The sequence below is a fragment of the Allobaileyella intestinalis genome (assembly GCF_009695865.1).
In the GTDB taxonomy this organism is placed as follows: domain Bacteria; phylum Bacillota; class Clostridia; order Peptostreptococcales; family Anaerovoracaceae; genus Allobaileyella; species Allobaileyella intestinalis.
The window spans coordinates 331,377-346,819 of sequence record NZ_VUNB01000001.1; the positions used below are offsets into that span (position 1 = coordinate 331,377).

Here is a 15,443-nt window from a genome sequence, read left to right on the forward strand (position 1 = left end):
CATGCAGAAGGAAACAGGTTGAAACCTTATATTTCATGAACCTGCCTTCGTACTAATATCTATATAGAACAGGATGTGTTTATATGAGCGGTAATATTGTCAGCATGGCTTTTAATCTGGCAAGTGGAACCGGCAGTGATTATGCTGAAAAGGGCAGAGATGCAGTGCGGCTTCTCAGTGATGTTGCAGGTTATGGAGATGCAGCTGCAGTGATTCTGACCGTAGCCATCGTTCTGCTCCTTATTCTGAAAATCAGATGGGGCAGAGATCCTGAGAACCAGTTCAAGGTGGAATTCTATCCTCCAGAAGGCATCGATCCGCTGGATGCGGGATATATAATAGACGGATTCATAGATGAAGACGACATGATCGCCCTGATTTTTCATATGGCAGCCAAGGGCTACCTGGATATCCGCGAGTTTCCGGGAAGTGAAGGCCAGCGGGAATACAGTTTCCGCGCCCTTGAATTTCCTGAAAACGAAAGCGAAGGGATGAAGACATTTTATCGTTTATTCTTTGATATTCCAGAAGGGATGACAGAGATAAAGGACGATGAAGGCCAGAATATCTCTGCAACTTTAGAGGAAGGCGGAAAAAGAGTTGAAGCGGGAAAGCGGAAGTTGCGGAAAATCGTAAAAAGAAGCTTCCGAGGGAAAAAATCTTTTTTCTCCATAAGCAGCCGCGGCGCCACCTTTGCAGGAACCATGATTTTCCTGGCAGCACTTCTTGCAATAGCTCTTCTTAAAGAATGGGGCCGCAGCAACACGGACACCCTCTCTATATTTGGAAGTGGCTACGCTTCCCAGCTTCAGGTAGTAGTTGCATGGTTTTTGGAGTTTATGCTCCCTTGCATGATGGTTACGTGCATTCCTTCCCTGGCGGCTCTGATAAGAAGAATCAGGTATAAAAACAGCGGAGGAAAGATTCTGGGATCAGTATTTATTGCATTGATATACATAGCTGTATCTATCTGGCTGATTTACATTATGTGTTACGGTCCCAACGGATTCGGAAACGGCGGAGTAACAACCCTTCTCATTGCTCTTATCATACTTGCGCCTTTTGTGATCGGAAGCATGAGATCAAGGACCAGGTGGAACAGCAGCGTAAACTACAGGTTCAGCCAGTTCAGGGAGTTTGCGGAAAATGCAGACACCGGGAAGCTGAAGGAGATTATGGATGAAGATTCTTCGTACTTCTTCCTGGTTCTTCCCTATGCATATCAGTTCGGTATCACTAAAAAATGGGCCCGGAATTTTCAGGACATCGATATTGACCCGCCGGAATGGTTTATTTCAGATATGAATTACAGCAGCGGAAATCAGTTTGATGTTGTGACCATGAGTTCAATGCTGAATAATCTTGAGGCCGGATTCAGAAAAACCATGGAATCAGACCGGACAAAACAGGCGAAATAGAAACAGAACGAAGCTTAATAGAACTTAATAAAACAGACAGAACAAAATATTACGTTTACCCTCGGCAAAATACCGGCCGCAGGGTATTTTTTTATGCCCGGATGTGTACTGCAGGGGAAAGTCGGCAATGATATATTCACTTCACTTAGTTAGATGAAAACATAATGGATCCGGGGTGGTAGAGGTGAAACTTAGTTTGATTATAAGAGACCAGGAATTTCTCAACGCCTTTCTTGAGATTGCAGGAAGATCAAGTCAGGATATTACCATTGAGATCTTGACAGGCATTGAACAGGGGGCGGAATACAGGCACTCAGTGAAGAAAGACGGGTTTATGTATGTTACGGATTACGACCGTAAAGAGTTCATTTCAATCTGCGGTCAGGAGGCCGGTGAGAATGGAGTATTTCTGGGAGAGGAAGGGGACGAACAGGATAATTCAAGGGAATTCGGGCCCTTTAGCATGTTTAAGTATGAGAGAACAGATCATCTGCTGGCTGACATAAGGTTCATTTACGGAGTGCTTTCAGGAGAGGAACAGGGACAGGATGTGGAAATAAGCCGCATGAGCGTTTTCTGTGACGGGGACGAGATTGCAGGACTAGATTTCTGCAACGGACTTGCAAGGCAGATCGTCTATCTCTGCGGCTGCAGCGTGCTTGTTTTTCCCCTTACACACATAATAAGAGAAGGCATGGGGAATCAGGGAGTGAGTCAGAACTTCAAGAGGATGATGTATCACATTTCTTCAGGAAAGGCCATATCTGCCAGTGCCTTTTTCATTGAGGATGAATATGGAGTTCATCATTTCAGAATACCGGGAGGCACCAATCCATTTTGCGACATGTCAGCCAGGGAAATACTGGGGGTTACAAAATGCATCTCAGACAGAAAATTCGATGTGGTTATTTTCCATATTGGAGCATCTTGCACGAAACAGGCAGTAAATGTGATAAGGAGCTGTGGTAGGCGGTTCTGGCTCCATTCTTCAGGAGAAAGTGACCCGGCAGATGGACTGCCCGGTAGAATACTGGGTGAGAAAGAATGTTCAAAAGGATTAGTTTCCCTGGACTATAAAGATTTACAAGGATATAGAGAAATCATGTCTGAAGAGAGCATCAGAGAAATTCTGTCGATCTGAGCAAGAGGAATCAAGATGAACAATGGCTGTATTAGTGGAAGGAAGATGAAGTGCACTGTTGATCTTTACGGTTGGGAGATCGGACAGATAACTATGGAAATAAAGAGAATGATATCCCGATGGGAAGGAAGTATATCAGATGAGGAGTTGATGGAGACCATTGAAAACGTGTTTTTTCAGTCTGAAGCAGTGGAACATGTGGAGCCGGAGCATCTGAGAAACTTCGTGCTTTCAGTCTATTCCAGAGCCAGATGGAAATACGGCATTCTGAACGGCCTTCTTAATGATGATAACGTTAACGAAATAATGGTAAACGGGCCGGATCAGATCTTTGCAGAAAAGAACGGCAGATTGATTGAAGTCGACGATGCTTTCACCTCGCCACAGGAGCTGGAGAACCTGATCAGACTTCTTGCAGCAGAGGTCCACAGGGAGATTAATGAGGCCAGTCCCATAGTTGACGCCAGAATGCCTGATGGAAGCAGGGTAAACGGAGTGCTGAGAAACGTAGCGCTGAATGGCCCTATTCTGACCATCAGAAAGTTTTCAAGAGAGTCACTGACTATGGATCAGATGACAGAATCAGGCACGCTTACCCTGGAGTGCCGGGATTTCCTGGCAGATGTAGTGAAAGCCGGTTACAACATCTTTATTTCAGGAGGTACTTCATCAGGTAAAACCACTTTCCTTAACGCACTCTGTGAATTTATCAATCCGAAAGAAAGGGTAATCATTATTGAGGACTCATCTGAACTGAGAGCCGAAAGACTGTCCAACAAGATTCATATGGAATGCAGAGCTTCCAATTCAATGGGAAAAGGAGAAGTAACAATGGATCAGCTTATCAGAACCAGCCTGAGGATGAGACCTGACAGAATAATAGTAGGAGAGGTGAGAGGAAAAGAAGTGGTGGAGATGATCCAGGCAATGAACACGGGCCACGATGGATCCATTTCTACTGGTCACGGCAACGATATAAGAGGAATGCTGAACCGTCTTGAAAGTATGTACATGTCAGATGCTCAGTTACCTGTATATTCCGTAAAAAGTCAGATCGCCAATGCTATCGATCTGTTCATTCATCTCAGGAGAGACCACAGAGGGGTTAGACAGGTTATGGAGATAGCTGAACTAGTGGGTTTTGACGGCAGAAACTACCAGCTGAACTACCTGTTCACCATATCTGATAAGAAGGGAAAGCTGGAGAAAACAGGAAACAGACTGGTTAATGATCAGCGGCTTAAGAGAATGTGGAGAGAGGAGGGAAGGCCTGTTGATTGACTACAAAAAGTATGAGTTTTCTACTCGGGAGAAAACACTGTTCTGGGCGGCTCTGGCAACAGCATCAGTGATTCTGTCCATGCTTTGCTACGGATCGCCGGTCTTCGCATTTGTGCCTCTTCTTTTTCACAAAAAAATAAAAGCATATATTCAGGAACTGTTGGTCAGCAGAAGGGAAAGCCGCTTCCTGGAAGAATTCAAGGATTTTCTGTTCATGCTTTCCACTTCTGTAGGTGCGGGACGCGGGATAACTGAGGGCATTTCAGAATCCATAAACGGAATCTGCGACATATATGGAAAGGAGTCCCTGCTTTATCCTGAGCTGAAGCAGATGGAGAGGAGGCTGACTGCCGGGAAGGAGGACGAGATTCTCGTTCTTGACGATCTTGGGAAAAGAACAGGATACCAGGATGTAAAAGATTTCGTGATCATATGTTCAATTTGCCGTTCTACTGGTGCAAACATGATACTGGCGCTGAACAAGGCAGCATCAGTAATTATTGACAAGATGACCATTGAAAATGAGATCAGAGGAATTGTCAAGAGAAAGGAGAAAGAGGGATTGCTGATTTTTTCAATGCCGGGAATAGTACTGGCCTTTCTCAACCTCATGGCGGGAGAATACATTGAACCCTTATATTCAACTATTGCCGGACGTGTTCTCATGACTGTTGTAATAGCTGCCGATGCAGCTATATACGGAATGATAAGGAAGATTGTCAGGGTGAGGATATGAAAAATATTACGAACCGGCTGCAAAATGCGGTTACCAGATTGTCAGAGCTGTCTGGGGCAGAAGGAATGGGCGAAAAAGAAAAAAAGAAATTGTTCAGGAGTGTTCTTCTTGTTTCACTGATATTCCTTCTGGCAGCAGGAAAAGGTCTTTCGGAAAAGAATAAATACATTCTGGACGAAAAGGGAAATGTAATTGGAGTAACAAGAGCTGATACGGGAAGGTTATCCACTTATTCCCTGATTGCAGAAATAAATGGAGAATACGGACAGATACGCAAAAAAACAGAGTTCACCCCGGATTATACAGAACCTGGTGGTGAGAAGAAAAAGAGGGAAGAAGAAAAAGAAAGGGGTAGAAAAGACGCTGAAGCAAGACTGAACAGCACAATTTCCGATGCTGAAAACACCCTGAAAAAGAAAATAATCCTGCCTGACCAGATGGATGATGGCACAAGGATAAAATGGACCCGGAACAGGAAAGGTGGAGGATGGGTATTTCTTTATCCGGCGATCATCATGATGATTGTGGTGTATATCTCTAGAGAGGGCTCATACAGAAATAGAAAGAGAGAAAAAGAATTGAGAAAGGAGGTGGTCCTTGATCTTCCGAGATTTACCAACCAGCTGATGCTTATGATGAATGCCGGAATGATACTCAAAGACGCTTTCGACCAGATCTGTCTGTGCTATGAGAAGGAAGAAGGCTCAATGTCAGCTTTTCAGAAACTCGCAGTAGAGGAGCATGAATCCAATTCAGGAAACAGAGTCAGCACAGCAGAACTGATCAATGAAATGGCAGAGAAGTGCAGCAGCAAAGAACTCATGCGAATCGCTTCAATACTCAGGGAAAATGAGCGGAAGGGAACAGACATAATAGAAAATCTGGACTATGAGAGCAGATATCTTTGGGATAAAAGGAAAATAATAGCAAGAGAACAGGGAAAGATGATGGAAATGAAGATGGCGTATCCCCTTGGGCTTCTGCTCATAGTACTTATGGTGGTGACAATGGCTCCCGCAATGCTGGAAATGTGAAAATTACAAACGAAAGGAGAAGAAAAATGGACAGAATGATCAGGATTGAGAAGATGGTTAGATCTGCAGCAGGGAAAGTGAACAACAAGAAGGGAATGGAAATGGTGCAGGTTGCCATTCTGGTGGCTATTGCAGTTGCTATCGGAATAATATTCAAAAATGAAATAACAGACTTCGTCAACCAAACCTTCAAGAATCTGGATGCCAGCAAATTTTAGGGCCCATGGAAATGAAGGTGATAATCAGAGCCATGAATCGTAAGAATGGCTCGGAAATGGTAGAAGCCAGTATTGTTCTTCCAATTATAATTCTGCTCTCGATGCTCATGATAAGGGTGATGGTCTTTTATATGGAAATCTTGGTGACTGGAAGTTCTCTTCACAGGAATCTGATTTTCCAGGAAAGGACTGACCACGGAGTTATTATCAGGACCAGTGAAAAGGAAAGACGGGTGGATCTTGTAAACAGGGGCATACTCAGGTTTTCTCCGGGAAAAGATATAAAGGCCAGCTGGTATCTTATAAATTATGACGATACTGTAAGGTTTAAAGCGGCAGCCACATCAGATTAGATGAACATGTTCTGGTGAGGTGAGAGATGAATAAAATAAGGGAACGAGCCGGATCTGCAGCTCTGTTTATGGCCATTGGGATCACTGGATTTGCTGTGGCAATGGCTGTGGCAACAGCAGTTGCCAGGGAGATGACAGTGCAGAGTTCGGTCAGGACATTGGGTTCCGTCTGGTCAAAGAGTATTCTATCAGAATATGATGTGCATCTTCTGGATGACTATGGAATCCTTGCATTTTACGGAAACGATGAAATGGTCAGGAAAAAGCTGGAAACCTACATGGAGTATTCCATGTCAGGGAAAATGAGGACGAGACTTCAGGGCGCAGAAGTTGAACTTGGAGGCTTTGAAATGGATATCGTACAGAATTTCAGGAGATCTATGAAAGAATCACTGATAACCGAGGCGGGGAAAACCATGGCCTTTGAAAAAAGAATCAAGAGACCGCCGCTGGAACAGGATCCTTTTCCCGGCCTTTCAGGAGGAACATTTACCGGAGGCGATATTCCTGAGGAACTGGACAGCGGCAGACTGGAAGATAGAGATGGATACCGGTATATAAGTAATCCCGTAATACTTCGGACTTTACCTTCTCGTGAAAGCAAGGACGGTTTCAAAAGCAACAGCATGGACAGAATCCTTAAAAATGGCGGCTTTGAAAACTATTCTCATCTGCCGGAGAACCTGGCATGTGAAATGATTTTTTTGAGAAATCATCTGGGAAGTCATCTGTACGCTCCAAACAATAAAAAAAGCTATTTCCGGAACGAGTGGGAATATGTGGCAGCAGGGAAACCCTCTGACACTGAGAATCTGAAAATAGTAAGAAGGAGGTTGTTTATCGTAAGAAACGGAGCAAATCTGGCCTATCTCTGGTCAGACAGTGAGAAAACCCAGCTGACCATGGCAGTGGCTGAAATAATTTCACCTGCTGCTGCACCAGCGGTACAGCTTGTGCTTATGGAATTGTGGGCCGCTGCAGAGGCTTCATCTGATGTGGACGATCTGCTTAATGACAAGAGGGTACCGGTGATAAAGACAAAGGAAACATGGAAAACCAGTTTAAGCGGAATTCTCGAGAGCAGGGCGTTAAGAGGAAAGCTTGATGAAGAAGCTTTAAAATCCCTTGATGAGCACAGGTCAGAAATAGGAGAGGTTACAGGGAAAGCGGGAGGAAATGGCTCAGGAAATATTTCAGAAGGGCTTTCTTACGAAGAGTATTTGTCGGGAATGATTCTTTCCATGTCCCCTGAAACCAGGACTTTAAGAATCATGGACATTGTTCAAATTAATATGAAATACAGGTATTACAAAGATTTCAACCTGAGGGAATATCACAGAGGCCTTAGATTCACCATAAAAACTAACGGCCTTGACCAGACTGGAGAGGATCAGTACAGCTGAACAGGGGAAACTTTATTGGAGAGGTAATTCGTATGAGAAAGCTGCCGTTAAATAAAAAGGGAAGTTACCTTGTGGAAGGAGCTCTCTGTCTGCCCCTGTTTATTGTCTTCGTTGTTGTTCTGCTGTCTGTAATATTGATGTATGCTGCAATTGAAAATGGATATTATTGCACTGCCGATGAGATGCGCAGGGCAATGATAGAGGTACCGGCAATAAAGACAGCCTTACCTGCAGGTACAAGAGCCAGAAAGAGAATTTCTGAGTACAGTCACCTGGTAAGCAGCTGTAACCTGGCAGAGGTGAGAACAGGTGCAGTTAATGGACCTGTGGACAAGGCTATAAAGCTCAGCATACAAGTCCATCTAAAGGCTGACAATCCTATGAACTTGATGGCAGAAGGGGATTACAGGGTTTCAGTAATGGGCAGGGCCTATGAAGGAAAGGAGAGAAGGGTCTCACCGGCTTCTGCCGCCCACATGCAGAACAGGTCGGCAGAAGGAGTTTATGTGTTTCCGAAGATGGGAGAAAAATATCATAAAAGAGGATGCACATTTTTGAAAACCAATACTCTTTCTTTTGCTCTTACGCCTTCAATAAGAAAAAAATACAAAAAATGTCCGGTGTGCAGAAGCGGGAAATCCGCAAACGGAACCATGGTATATGTGTTTCCTGAGTATGGTGAAAGTTTTCATTTGCAAGACTGCAATGTTCTTCAAAGAAAATTTACAGAGATCGAGAGAGAAACGGCATTAGAAAGGGGATACAGCCCTTGTGGAAAATGCGGCGGATGATGGTGCCGGCAGCAGTGCAGAAAGGAGGCCCGCTGTGAAAAAATGGCTGAAACAGGAAATAACAGGGTATCATATGCCGATGTATCTGAATGATATCCTTACGGGAAACTATAACAGGAATTTTCTCCGTATGAGCATTATTAAAGACGGTGACGCATACATGTTTTCATATGATACGGCAGATCTGAGAAAGATAAAGACCGGAGACATGACCCTTCATGAAAAAATGCAGCTGATAAGGGGGATAATAGAGATAAGCGAGGAAAACGATAATCATCTCGTTATGGCACGCAAGTATCTGCTGGAACCGGAGCTGATTTACAGCAGGAATAACAGCGTGACAAAAGAGAGGCTGAAATTACTTTTTTATCCTGATTTTAATGAAATGGAATTTGAGGATAAGTTAATTCTGTTCATAGACAGGATTACAGATATGAGAAAAGAAACTGAAGTTAAAGAAATGGAAGATCTGAAAGAGATGGTGCTGAAAGGTGACAGACTTAGACTGCTGAGATATCTGGACAAGAGGATTGTAAGACTTGACCCATCCGTGTATAATTCAAAAAAGTGACCATATGTTGAGTATGATATTATCGCTTTTTGATAATCTCATTTATGAAAAGGAGAGAACAAAATGTGGACAAAGATTGTTGACGTAGTCGGAAGGGAAATACTTGATTCCAGAGGAAATCCAACAGTAGAAGCTGAGGTTCATCTGGAAGACGGAACTATCGGACTGGGAGATACACCAAGCGGTGCATCTACAGGAATATACGAAGCTCTTGAACTCAGAGATGGTGACAAATCCAGATACGGCGGCAAGGGCGTAACTAAAGCCGTTGCGTACGTTAACAATGAAATACGTGAGCTTCTCATCGGAGAAGATGCATCTGACATTTACGAGATCGAGAGAAAGATGATTGCCCTGGACGGAACAGATGATAAGAGCCGTTTCGGAGCAAATGCAATTCTGGCTGTTTCTCTGGCATGTGCAAGAGCAGCTGCTGCATCACTGGATATTCCGCTCTTCAGATTCTTCGGAGGAATCAATGGAAGAACTCTTCCGGTACCGATGATGAACATCCTCAATGGTGGTGAGCACGCATCCAATACTGTAGATGTTCAGGAGTTCATGATCATGCCAGTTGGAGCACCTACCTTCAGAGAAGCGCTGAGATGGTGTGCAGAAGTTTACCATCAGCTGGGTAAGGATCTTAAGAAGGACGGATATTCTGCTTCAGTTGGTGATGAAGGCGGATATGCACCTGACCTTAAGGATGAGTTCCAGGTGCTGGACTACATCGTTGCTGCTGTTAAGAATTCCGGCTATGAGCCTGGCACAGACTTCGTAATAGCCATTGATGCCGCTGCAAGCGGATGGAAGACAGAAAACAAGGGCGAGTACAAGATGCCTAAGTCTGGAAGAACATTTACGTCTGAAGAGCTGGTAGAAAACTGGGAGAAGTTCTGTGCTGATTACCCAATTGCTTCCATTGAAGACGGAATGGATGAAGAGGACTGGGATGGATGGAAGCTCTTTACTGACAGACTGGGAGACAAGATCCAGATAGTGGGAGATGACCTGTTTGTTACAAATCCTCAGCGCTTTGCCAAGGGCATAGAGCTGGGCTGTGCAAATGCAATTCTCATTAAGCTCAACCAGATTGGAAGCATTTCAGAGACTCTTGAAACCATTTCACTTGCAAAGAAAAATGGATATAACACAATTGTTTCTCACCGTTCAGGAGAAACTGAAGATACCACAATCGCAGATTTGGTAGTAGGTGTAAACGCTGGACAGATCAAGACAGGCGCTCCTGCAAGAACAGAGAGAGTTGCCAAGTACAATCAGCTCCTCAGAATCGAAGAAGAGCTTGGGGAGTCTGCAGACTACATAGGTACCAGGCTGTTCAAATAAGTCTGTGAAGGGAATGAATGTGAATCAGGGCTGATTTGCAGTTGTTGATGTAAGATAATTATGAGATTGCCCGGGCCTTCCCGCCCGGGTGTTTTTCAGGTCAGGAGAAACTATATTGGAAATAATCAAAGCTGATCATGCAGGCTTTTGTTTTGGTGTTCAACGGGCCCTGGATCTCACTGAGAAACAGGTCAGGGTAAACGAAGAACGTCCGGACAGTGAGAAGAAAAGGTTGTTCACCTGTGGACCGCTGATTCATAACAGTTCTGTTACGGGGCGACTGGAGGAAAAGGGAGTCCACATGATAGACGGGCTGTCTGAGGCTGAGCCCGGGGACATTGTCATAGTTCGTTCCCATGGTGAACCGGAAGAGTTTTACAAAGAAGCTGAGAGAAGAGGGATCACTCTGGTGGATTCAACCTGCGTGTTCGTAAGCCGCATTCATGATCTTGTAAAGAAGGCTGATGAGGCAGGCCGCCAGGTGATTATAATCGGCAGCCGTGATCACCAGGAGGTAATAGCCACAAACGGCTGGTGTAACTGGAACGGTGTGATAATACAGGATCCGGAAGAAGCCTGTAAGTGGGCCGTTGAATGGAAATCTTCTGAAGACGCTGTCAGGTCAACTGAAGGCGGCGAACCGCCACTAATAGTATGCCAGACCACACTGAGACAGGAGCTGCTGAATGAGATTCTGAAGGTTCTGGATGAGAATGAGATAGACTACGAACTTCAGAATACCATATGCAATGCCACCAGAGAGAGGCAGGATGCATGTGCAGATCTTGCAGAAAAATCAGACCTTATGGTGGTAATTGGAGACCCCCAGAGCTCAAATTCCAGGAAACTGTATGAAATAGCGAAAAAACACTGCAAAAATGCGGTTTTTATAAGAGATATTTCTGAATTAGAGTTGAAAGATACTGCTAAATATAATAGAATAGGTATTACCGCAGGTGCATCTACACCTGCATGGATTATTAAGGAGGTTATTTCCAGTATGAGCCAGAATGTTATTACTGACGAGAAGAACCCAATGTTTGAGCTGTTAGACGAAATCGATGAGAGTACTCGTCTTCCTAAGCCAGGTGAGATCATCGAGGGTACCGTAATCGAGGTACGTGACGATGAAGTAATCGTAAACATGGGATGCAAGAAGGACGGAATCCTGCGCAAGAACGAGGTTACCCTTGAAGAGGGTCAGACCTTAGCTGATGTTTTCAAAGAGGGAGATCAGATTGAGGCCAAGGTAATGAAGTCCGATGAGGGAGAAGGCGGAATTTCCCTCTCAAAGAAGAAGCTCGAGATGAACGAGAATTACAAGGAGCTGAAGGAGTTCCTGGACAGCAAGGAGACAATCCGTGTAAAGTTCATCAGAGCGGTAAATGGCGGCATTATTGCACAGTACAAGCAGGTTACAGGATTCGTTCCAATGTCACAGCTGTCTGACAGATATATCGAGAAGGCAGACGAATTCATCGGTAAGGAAGCAGATGTAAAGGTAATCAGAGTTGATGACAGAAGAAACAGAGCTGTCTTCTCAAGAAAGGCTGTACTGGTTGACGAGAAGCGCAAGCAGGTTGAGGAAATCTGGGCTAACCTGAACGTTGGAGACATCGTTGAAGGTAAGGTAATGAGATTTACCGACTACGGCGCATTCGTTGATATCGGCGGAGTTGACGGACTGCTCCATATCTCTGAGATCAGCTGGGGCAAGCTTAAGCACCCGCAGGAAGTTCTTTCTATCGGAGATATTATCAATGTCAAGATCCTGGCACTGAACGAGGAGAAGGGCAAGATTTCTCTGGGACTGAAGCAGACACAGCCTGAGCCATGGTCACTGGTTGGCAGCAAGTATGTTGTTGGTCAGGTAATTGAGGGCAAGGTTGTTCAGATCAAGGAGTACGGCGCATTCGTTGAGCTGGAAGCTGGTCTGGACGGACTGGTTCACATTTCAGAGATCGCAAACAAGAGAGTCGACGCTGTAAGTGATGAACTTCAGGTTGGTCAGACTATCAAGGCCAAGATTATGGACATTGATACTGACAGACACAGAATCAGCCTGAGCATAAAGGCAACCCTGGCAGATGGGGCTGAGGAATCAGATGAGGCTGAGGAAGCTGCTGAGGAAAACTAGGTCAAATAGTATGGAGGGTCGGTGAGCCGGCCCTCTTTTTTATAGCCGGCAGTATTGGAGAAGCAATGGGAAAGAAGAGAAAGAAAAAGCGTTACGCTGAAGGACTTCTGGAGAAGACGAAGAGAGGTTTTGGCTTCGTAATTCAGGAAGAAAGGGATATTTATATTCCGAGAAATGGCATTGGCGGAGCCATGGACGGGGACCTGGTCAGAGTTGAGATAGTTAGTTCTCCAAGGGGAATGAAGCTCGAGGGAAGAATCACAAAAGTCCTGAAGAGAAATACAGAAACCGTAGTGGGTAGACTGGAGAAAAAGGACCACCGCGGCTACGTTGTTCCCATTGGAAAACACGGAAGAGATATTCTTTTCATCAGAAAAGGAAATTTCCTTAAAGCAGCTAATGGAGATATAGTGGAGGCCTCAATAGTCAAGTATCCTGATAGTGACAATTACGCCGAGGGGAAAGTAAGGCATATAATAGCAAAGGCTGGAGCAGCTGACGGTGAAACCCTGGGATTAATACAGAGCTACGGTGTCCGCCGTTTTTTTGGCGACAAGGCTATGAAACAGGCCAGGGAACTGGAGAAGAACTTCATAAACAGCCAGGAGAACGGCAGATTTCTTTCTGTGCCTGAGGGGAGGAAGGACCTGAGAGATTTGATTACATTTACGATCGACGGTGCTCACTCCAAAGATTTTGATGATGCAGTTTCCCTGGTAAAAAAGTCAGAACACATAACAAGGCTTTACGTTCATATAGCTGATGTTGCTGAATATGTAAAAGAATCAGAACCTCTGGACAAGGAAGCCTTTAAGAGGGGGAACAGCATCTATCTGCTGGACAGAGTAATACCTATGCTGCCGGAGCAGCTTTCAAATGGAATATGCAGCCTGAATCCCGGAGAAGACAGGCTTACACTGACATGTCAGGTAGACCTTGACGAGAGAGGAAGGGTGGTGGACCACGAAATCTATGAAAGTGTAATCCGCTCCGATGAGAGGCTGGTATATGACGATGTTTCAGATATTCTGGAGAACAACGATCAGGAACTTTGTGATAGATATTCCGCTATTCTGCCTGTGCTCCGTGATATGAAAGATCTGGCTGAAACTCTGAATAAAAGGAGAATGAGGCATGGGAGCATAGATTTTGACTTCAATGAAGCGGAGATAATTCTGGATGAAGAAGGCCATGCCAGGGAAATCAAAGTTGCCGAAAGGAGAACAGCTAACAGGATGATAGAAGAGTTCATGCTTATGGCCAACAAGGTGGTGGCAGAGCATTTCTTCTGGTCCAGATCACCGTTCCTGTACCGGGTTCACGAGAAACCAGATCCCTTGAAAATTGCCGAACTGAGAGACTTTCTCAGAACCTTCGGAATAGAACTCCCTGAAAGATCTGACAATATAGAGCCTGCAGATCTGGCTGCTGTCATTGACAGAGTTTCCGGGACACCTCAGGAAAACGTGGTCAGCAGAGTCATTATCAGAACCATGCAGAAAGCAGATTACCAGACCCAGTGCCTCGGTCATTTCGGCCTGGCATTCAGATACTATACCCACTTTACTTCACCAATAAGGCGGTATTCTGACCTGTTTATACACAGGATCATCAAAGACAGGATTCACAGCACAGACAAGGAATTCAACGAACACCAGGATCATTTCAGAAAAATTTCGGAAAAGGTGGCCGTTCAGGTTTCTTCATGCGAGAGAACAGCCCTTGAACTGGAGCGGGAAGTAGAAAAGATTGCCAAAGTTGATTACATGTCTGACAAGGCTGGTATGGACTTTGACGGTATAATCAGCGGAATTACTGCTAACGGTCTGTACGTTGAGCTGGATAATACTGTCGAAGGCTTTGTAAGATATGACACCCTGACTGGATTCTTCATATACGATGAGAAAAACTACAGGGCGGTTAACAGAGGTAGCGGCATAAGCCTGGGCCTTGGAGACCCCGTAAGAATAAAAGTAATGGCCGTGGACAAGGTCGCAAAACTCATTGATTTCAACATAGTACAGATAAAACAATGAAAAGAGGACAATATAGGTATATAATACAATTTAATCGGAATTTACAGAAGTGGCAGCATGATTGTTCAGCTGCCATTCCATTTTGTACAAAACACATGGAGAACGGATGATGCTTTGGTTAAGCACACCGATCACAATATACATACTTACCCTGGCCTTCGTGCTGGGGTCCGTATTCGGCAGCTTTGTCAATTGCATGGCCTGGCGGATGGTAAATGGGGAAAATGTTCTCAAGGGAAGAAGCCATTGCACCCATTGCGGTCATGTTCTGGGGGCGATGGATCTGGTGCCAGTTTTCAGCTACCTTTTTTTAAAGGGCAGATGCAGATACTGCGGAGAAAAAGTATCGCCCCGTTATGTGATTACAGAGGTCCTCAGCGGAATCCTCTCATTGCTCATAGTTCTCAGATTCGATGTCAGTGTTAAGGCCGTAAGCTATCTGATTTTGTACTTCATCCTTCTTGGCCTTTCGCTCATAGATCTGGAGACCATGGAAATTCCTGACGGTTTCATCATCGCCGGAATAGTGAACTGGCTGGCAGGCATTATATTTGAGTACGGATTTGGAAAAAATCTTCTGACTGAAGCATGGCACGGACTTGCTGGAGGATTGGGAATTGCCGGATTCATTCTTGTTCTGTCACTTATATTTGACATGGTCACAGATAAGAACAGCATGGGCGGCGGTGACATAAAACTGTTTTTCATGACAACTCTCTATCTTGGATTTGGAAAAGGATTCTATGCCCTGATTCTGTCATGTTTGATTGGCATCATAGCCGCTCTTGCGTCAAAACAGAACAGAATTCCCTTTGGCCCCTGCATATCGGCGGCAGTGATCATGGGCTTGCTGACGGGGGACTGGGTGTTGAACCTGTACTTGGGGTTGTTCTGAGAAATCATTATCCAGCGCAAAGCCGTAAAACAGAGCACTATTTCACACGGCATTTTGAGAATAGTAAATATTACACAAAACA

The 15,443-nt window shown here is 44.7% G+C and carries 14 protein-coding genes; all 14 read left to right on the forward strand.

The window, feature by feature from the left end; all coding sequences use genetic code 11:
• Positions 1-83 precede the first annotated feature (83 nt).
• The 14 genes from FYJ66_RS01535 (at position 84) to FYJ66_RS01600 (ending at position 15,361) form a co-directional block, all read left to right on the forward strand.
• Positions 84-1,418 carry a DUF2207 family protein gene (locus FYJ66_RS01535; protein ID WP_154571759.1) on the forward strand — a complete coding sequence of 445 codons (1,335 nt, stop codon included), beginning with the start codon at positions 84-86 and terminating at the stop codon, positions 1,416-1,418.
• A 184-nt stretch (positions 1,419-1,602) separates the two neighbouring features.
• Complete coding sequence (locus FYJ66_RS01540; protein WP_154571760.1) at positions 1,603-2,559, forward strand: hypothetical protein; 957 nt, start codon at positions 1,603-1,605, stop codon at positions 2,557-2,559.
• A 15-nt stretch (positions 2,560-2,574) separates the two neighbouring features.
• Complete coding sequence (locus FYJ66_RS01545) at positions 2,575-3,840, forward strand: CpaF family protein (RefSeq protein WP_235897303.1); 1,266 nt, start codon at positions 2,575-2,577, stop codon at positions 3,838-3,840.
• Positions 3,833-4,576 carry a type II secretion system F family protein gene (locus tag FYJ66_RS01550; protein ID WP_154571761.1) on the forward strand — a complete coding sequence of 248 codons (744 nt, stop codon included), beginning with the start codon at positions 3,833-3,835 and terminating at the stop codon, positions 4,574-4,576. The genes FYJ66_RS01545 and FYJ66_RS01550 overlap by 8 nt, the downstream gene beginning before the upstream one ends.
• On the forward strand, positions 4,573-5,610 hold the full coding sequence (locus FYJ66_RS01555) for a type II secretion system F family protein (RefSeq protein WP_154571762.1): 1,038 nt from the start codon (positions 4,573-4,575) through the stop codon (positions 5,608-5,610). The genes FYJ66_RS01550 and FYJ66_RS01555 overlap by 4 nt, the downstream gene beginning before the upstream one ends.
• A 26-nt stretch (positions 5,611-5,636) precedes the next feature.
• Positions 5,637-5,828, forward strand: coding sequence for a Flp1 family type IVb pilin (locus FYJ66_RS01560; RefSeq protein ID WP_206156956.1), 192 nt, complete (start codon positions 5,637-5,639; stop codon positions 5,826-5,828).
• A 32-nt stretch (positions 5,829-5,860) separates the two neighbouring features.
• On the forward strand, positions 5,861-6,181 hold the full coding sequence (locus FYJ66_RS01565) for a hypothetical protein (protein ID WP_154571763.1): 321 nt from the start codon (positions 5,861-5,863) through the stop codon (positions 6,179-6,181).
• Between the two features lie 26 nt (positions 6,182-6,207).
• A complete protein-coding gene (locus FYJ66_RS01570) occupies positions 6,208-7,584 on the forward strand; it encodes a DUF5702 domain-containing protein (protein WP_154571764.1) in 1,377 nt (458 codons plus the stop codon).
• Between the two features lie 32 nt (positions 7,585-7,616).
• Positions 7,617-8,375 carry a hypothetical protein gene (locus tag FYJ66_RS01575; RefSeq protein WP_154571765.1) on the forward strand — a complete coding sequence of 253 codons (759 nt, stop codon included), beginning with the start codon at positions 7,617-7,619 and terminating at the stop codon, positions 8,373-8,375.
• Between the two features lie 34 nt (positions 8,376-8,409).
• Positions 8,410-8,946 (forward strand): DUF6382 domain-containing protein, encoded by a 537-nt coding sequence (locus FYJ66_RS01580; RefSeq protein ID WP_154571766.1) that lies wholly within the window; start codon positions 8,410-8,412, stop codon positions 8,944-8,946.
• 63 nt (positions 8,947-9,009) lie between these two features.
• Positions 9,010-10,293, forward strand: coding sequence for a phosphopyruvate hydratase (eno, locus tag FYJ66_RS01585; RefSeq protein ID WP_154571767.1), 1,284 nt, complete (start codon positions 9,010-9,012; stop codon positions 10,291-10,293).
• Between the two features lie 115 nt (positions 10,294-10,408).
• Positions 10,409-12,430 (forward strand): bifunctional 4-hydroxy-3-methylbut-2-enyl diphosphate reductase/30S ribosomal protein S1, encoded by a 2,022-nt coding sequence (locus FYJ66_RS01590; RefSeq protein WP_154571768.1) that lies wholly within the window; start codon positions 10,409-10,411, stop codon positions 12,428-12,430.
• A 65-nt stretch (positions 12,431-12,495) separates the two neighbouring features.
• The gene (rnr, locus tag FYJ66_RS01595; protein WP_154571769.1) at positions 12,496-14,466 is read left to right on the forward strand and encodes a ribonuclease R; all 1,971 of its coding nucleotides are present in this window, start codon (positions 12,496-12,498) and stop codon (positions 14,464-14,466) included.
• Positions 14,467-14,572: 106 nt separating this feature from the next.
• On the forward strand, positions 14,573-15,361 hold the full coding sequence (locus tag FYJ66_RS01600) for a prepilin peptidase (RefSeq protein WP_154571770.1): 789 nt from the start codon (positions 14,573-14,575) through the stop codon (positions 15,359-15,361).
• The last annotated feature ends 82 nt before the right edge of the window (positions 15,362-15,443 follow it).

Coding starts and splice junctions, on each gene's coding strand:
- FYJ66_RS01535 (WP_154571759.1), top strand. CDS start 84: ATGAGCGGTAATATTGTCAGCATGGCTTTTAATCTGGCAAGTGGAACC.
- FYJ66_RS01545 (WP_235897303.1), top strand. CDS start 2,575: ATGAACAATGGCTGTATTAGTGGAAGGAAGATGAAGTGCACTGTTGAT.
- FYJ66_RS01555 (WP_154571762.1), top strand. CDS start 4,573: ATGAAAAATATTACGAACCGGCTGCAAAATGCGGTTACCAGATTGTCA.
- FYJ66_RS01560 (WP_206156956.1), top strand. CDS start 5,637: ATGGACAGAATGATCAGGATTGAGAAGATGGTTAGATCTGCAGCAGGG.
- FYJ66_RS01565 (WP_154571763.1), top strand. CDS start 5,861: ATGAATCGTAAGAATGGCTCGGAAATGGTAGAAGCCAGTATTGTTCTT.
- FYJ66_RS01570 (WP_154571764.1), top strand. CDS start 6,208: ATGAATAAAATAAGGGAACGAGCCGGATCTGCAGCTCTGTTTATGGCC.
- FYJ66_RS01575 (WP_154571765.1), top strand. CDS start 7,617: ATGAGAAAGCTGCCGTTAAATAAAAAGGGAAGTTACCTTGTGGAAGGA.
- eno (WP_154571767.1), top strand. CDS start 9,010: ATGTGGACAAAGATTGTTGACGTAGTCGGAAGGGAAATACTTGATTCC.
- rnr (WP_154571769.1), top strand. CDS start 12,496: ATGGGAAAGAAGAGAAAGAAAAAGCGTTACGCTGAAGGACTTCTGGAG.
- FYJ66_RS01600 (WP_154571770.1), top strand. CDS start 14,573: ATGATGCTTTGGTTAAGCACACCGATCACAATATACATACTTACCCTG.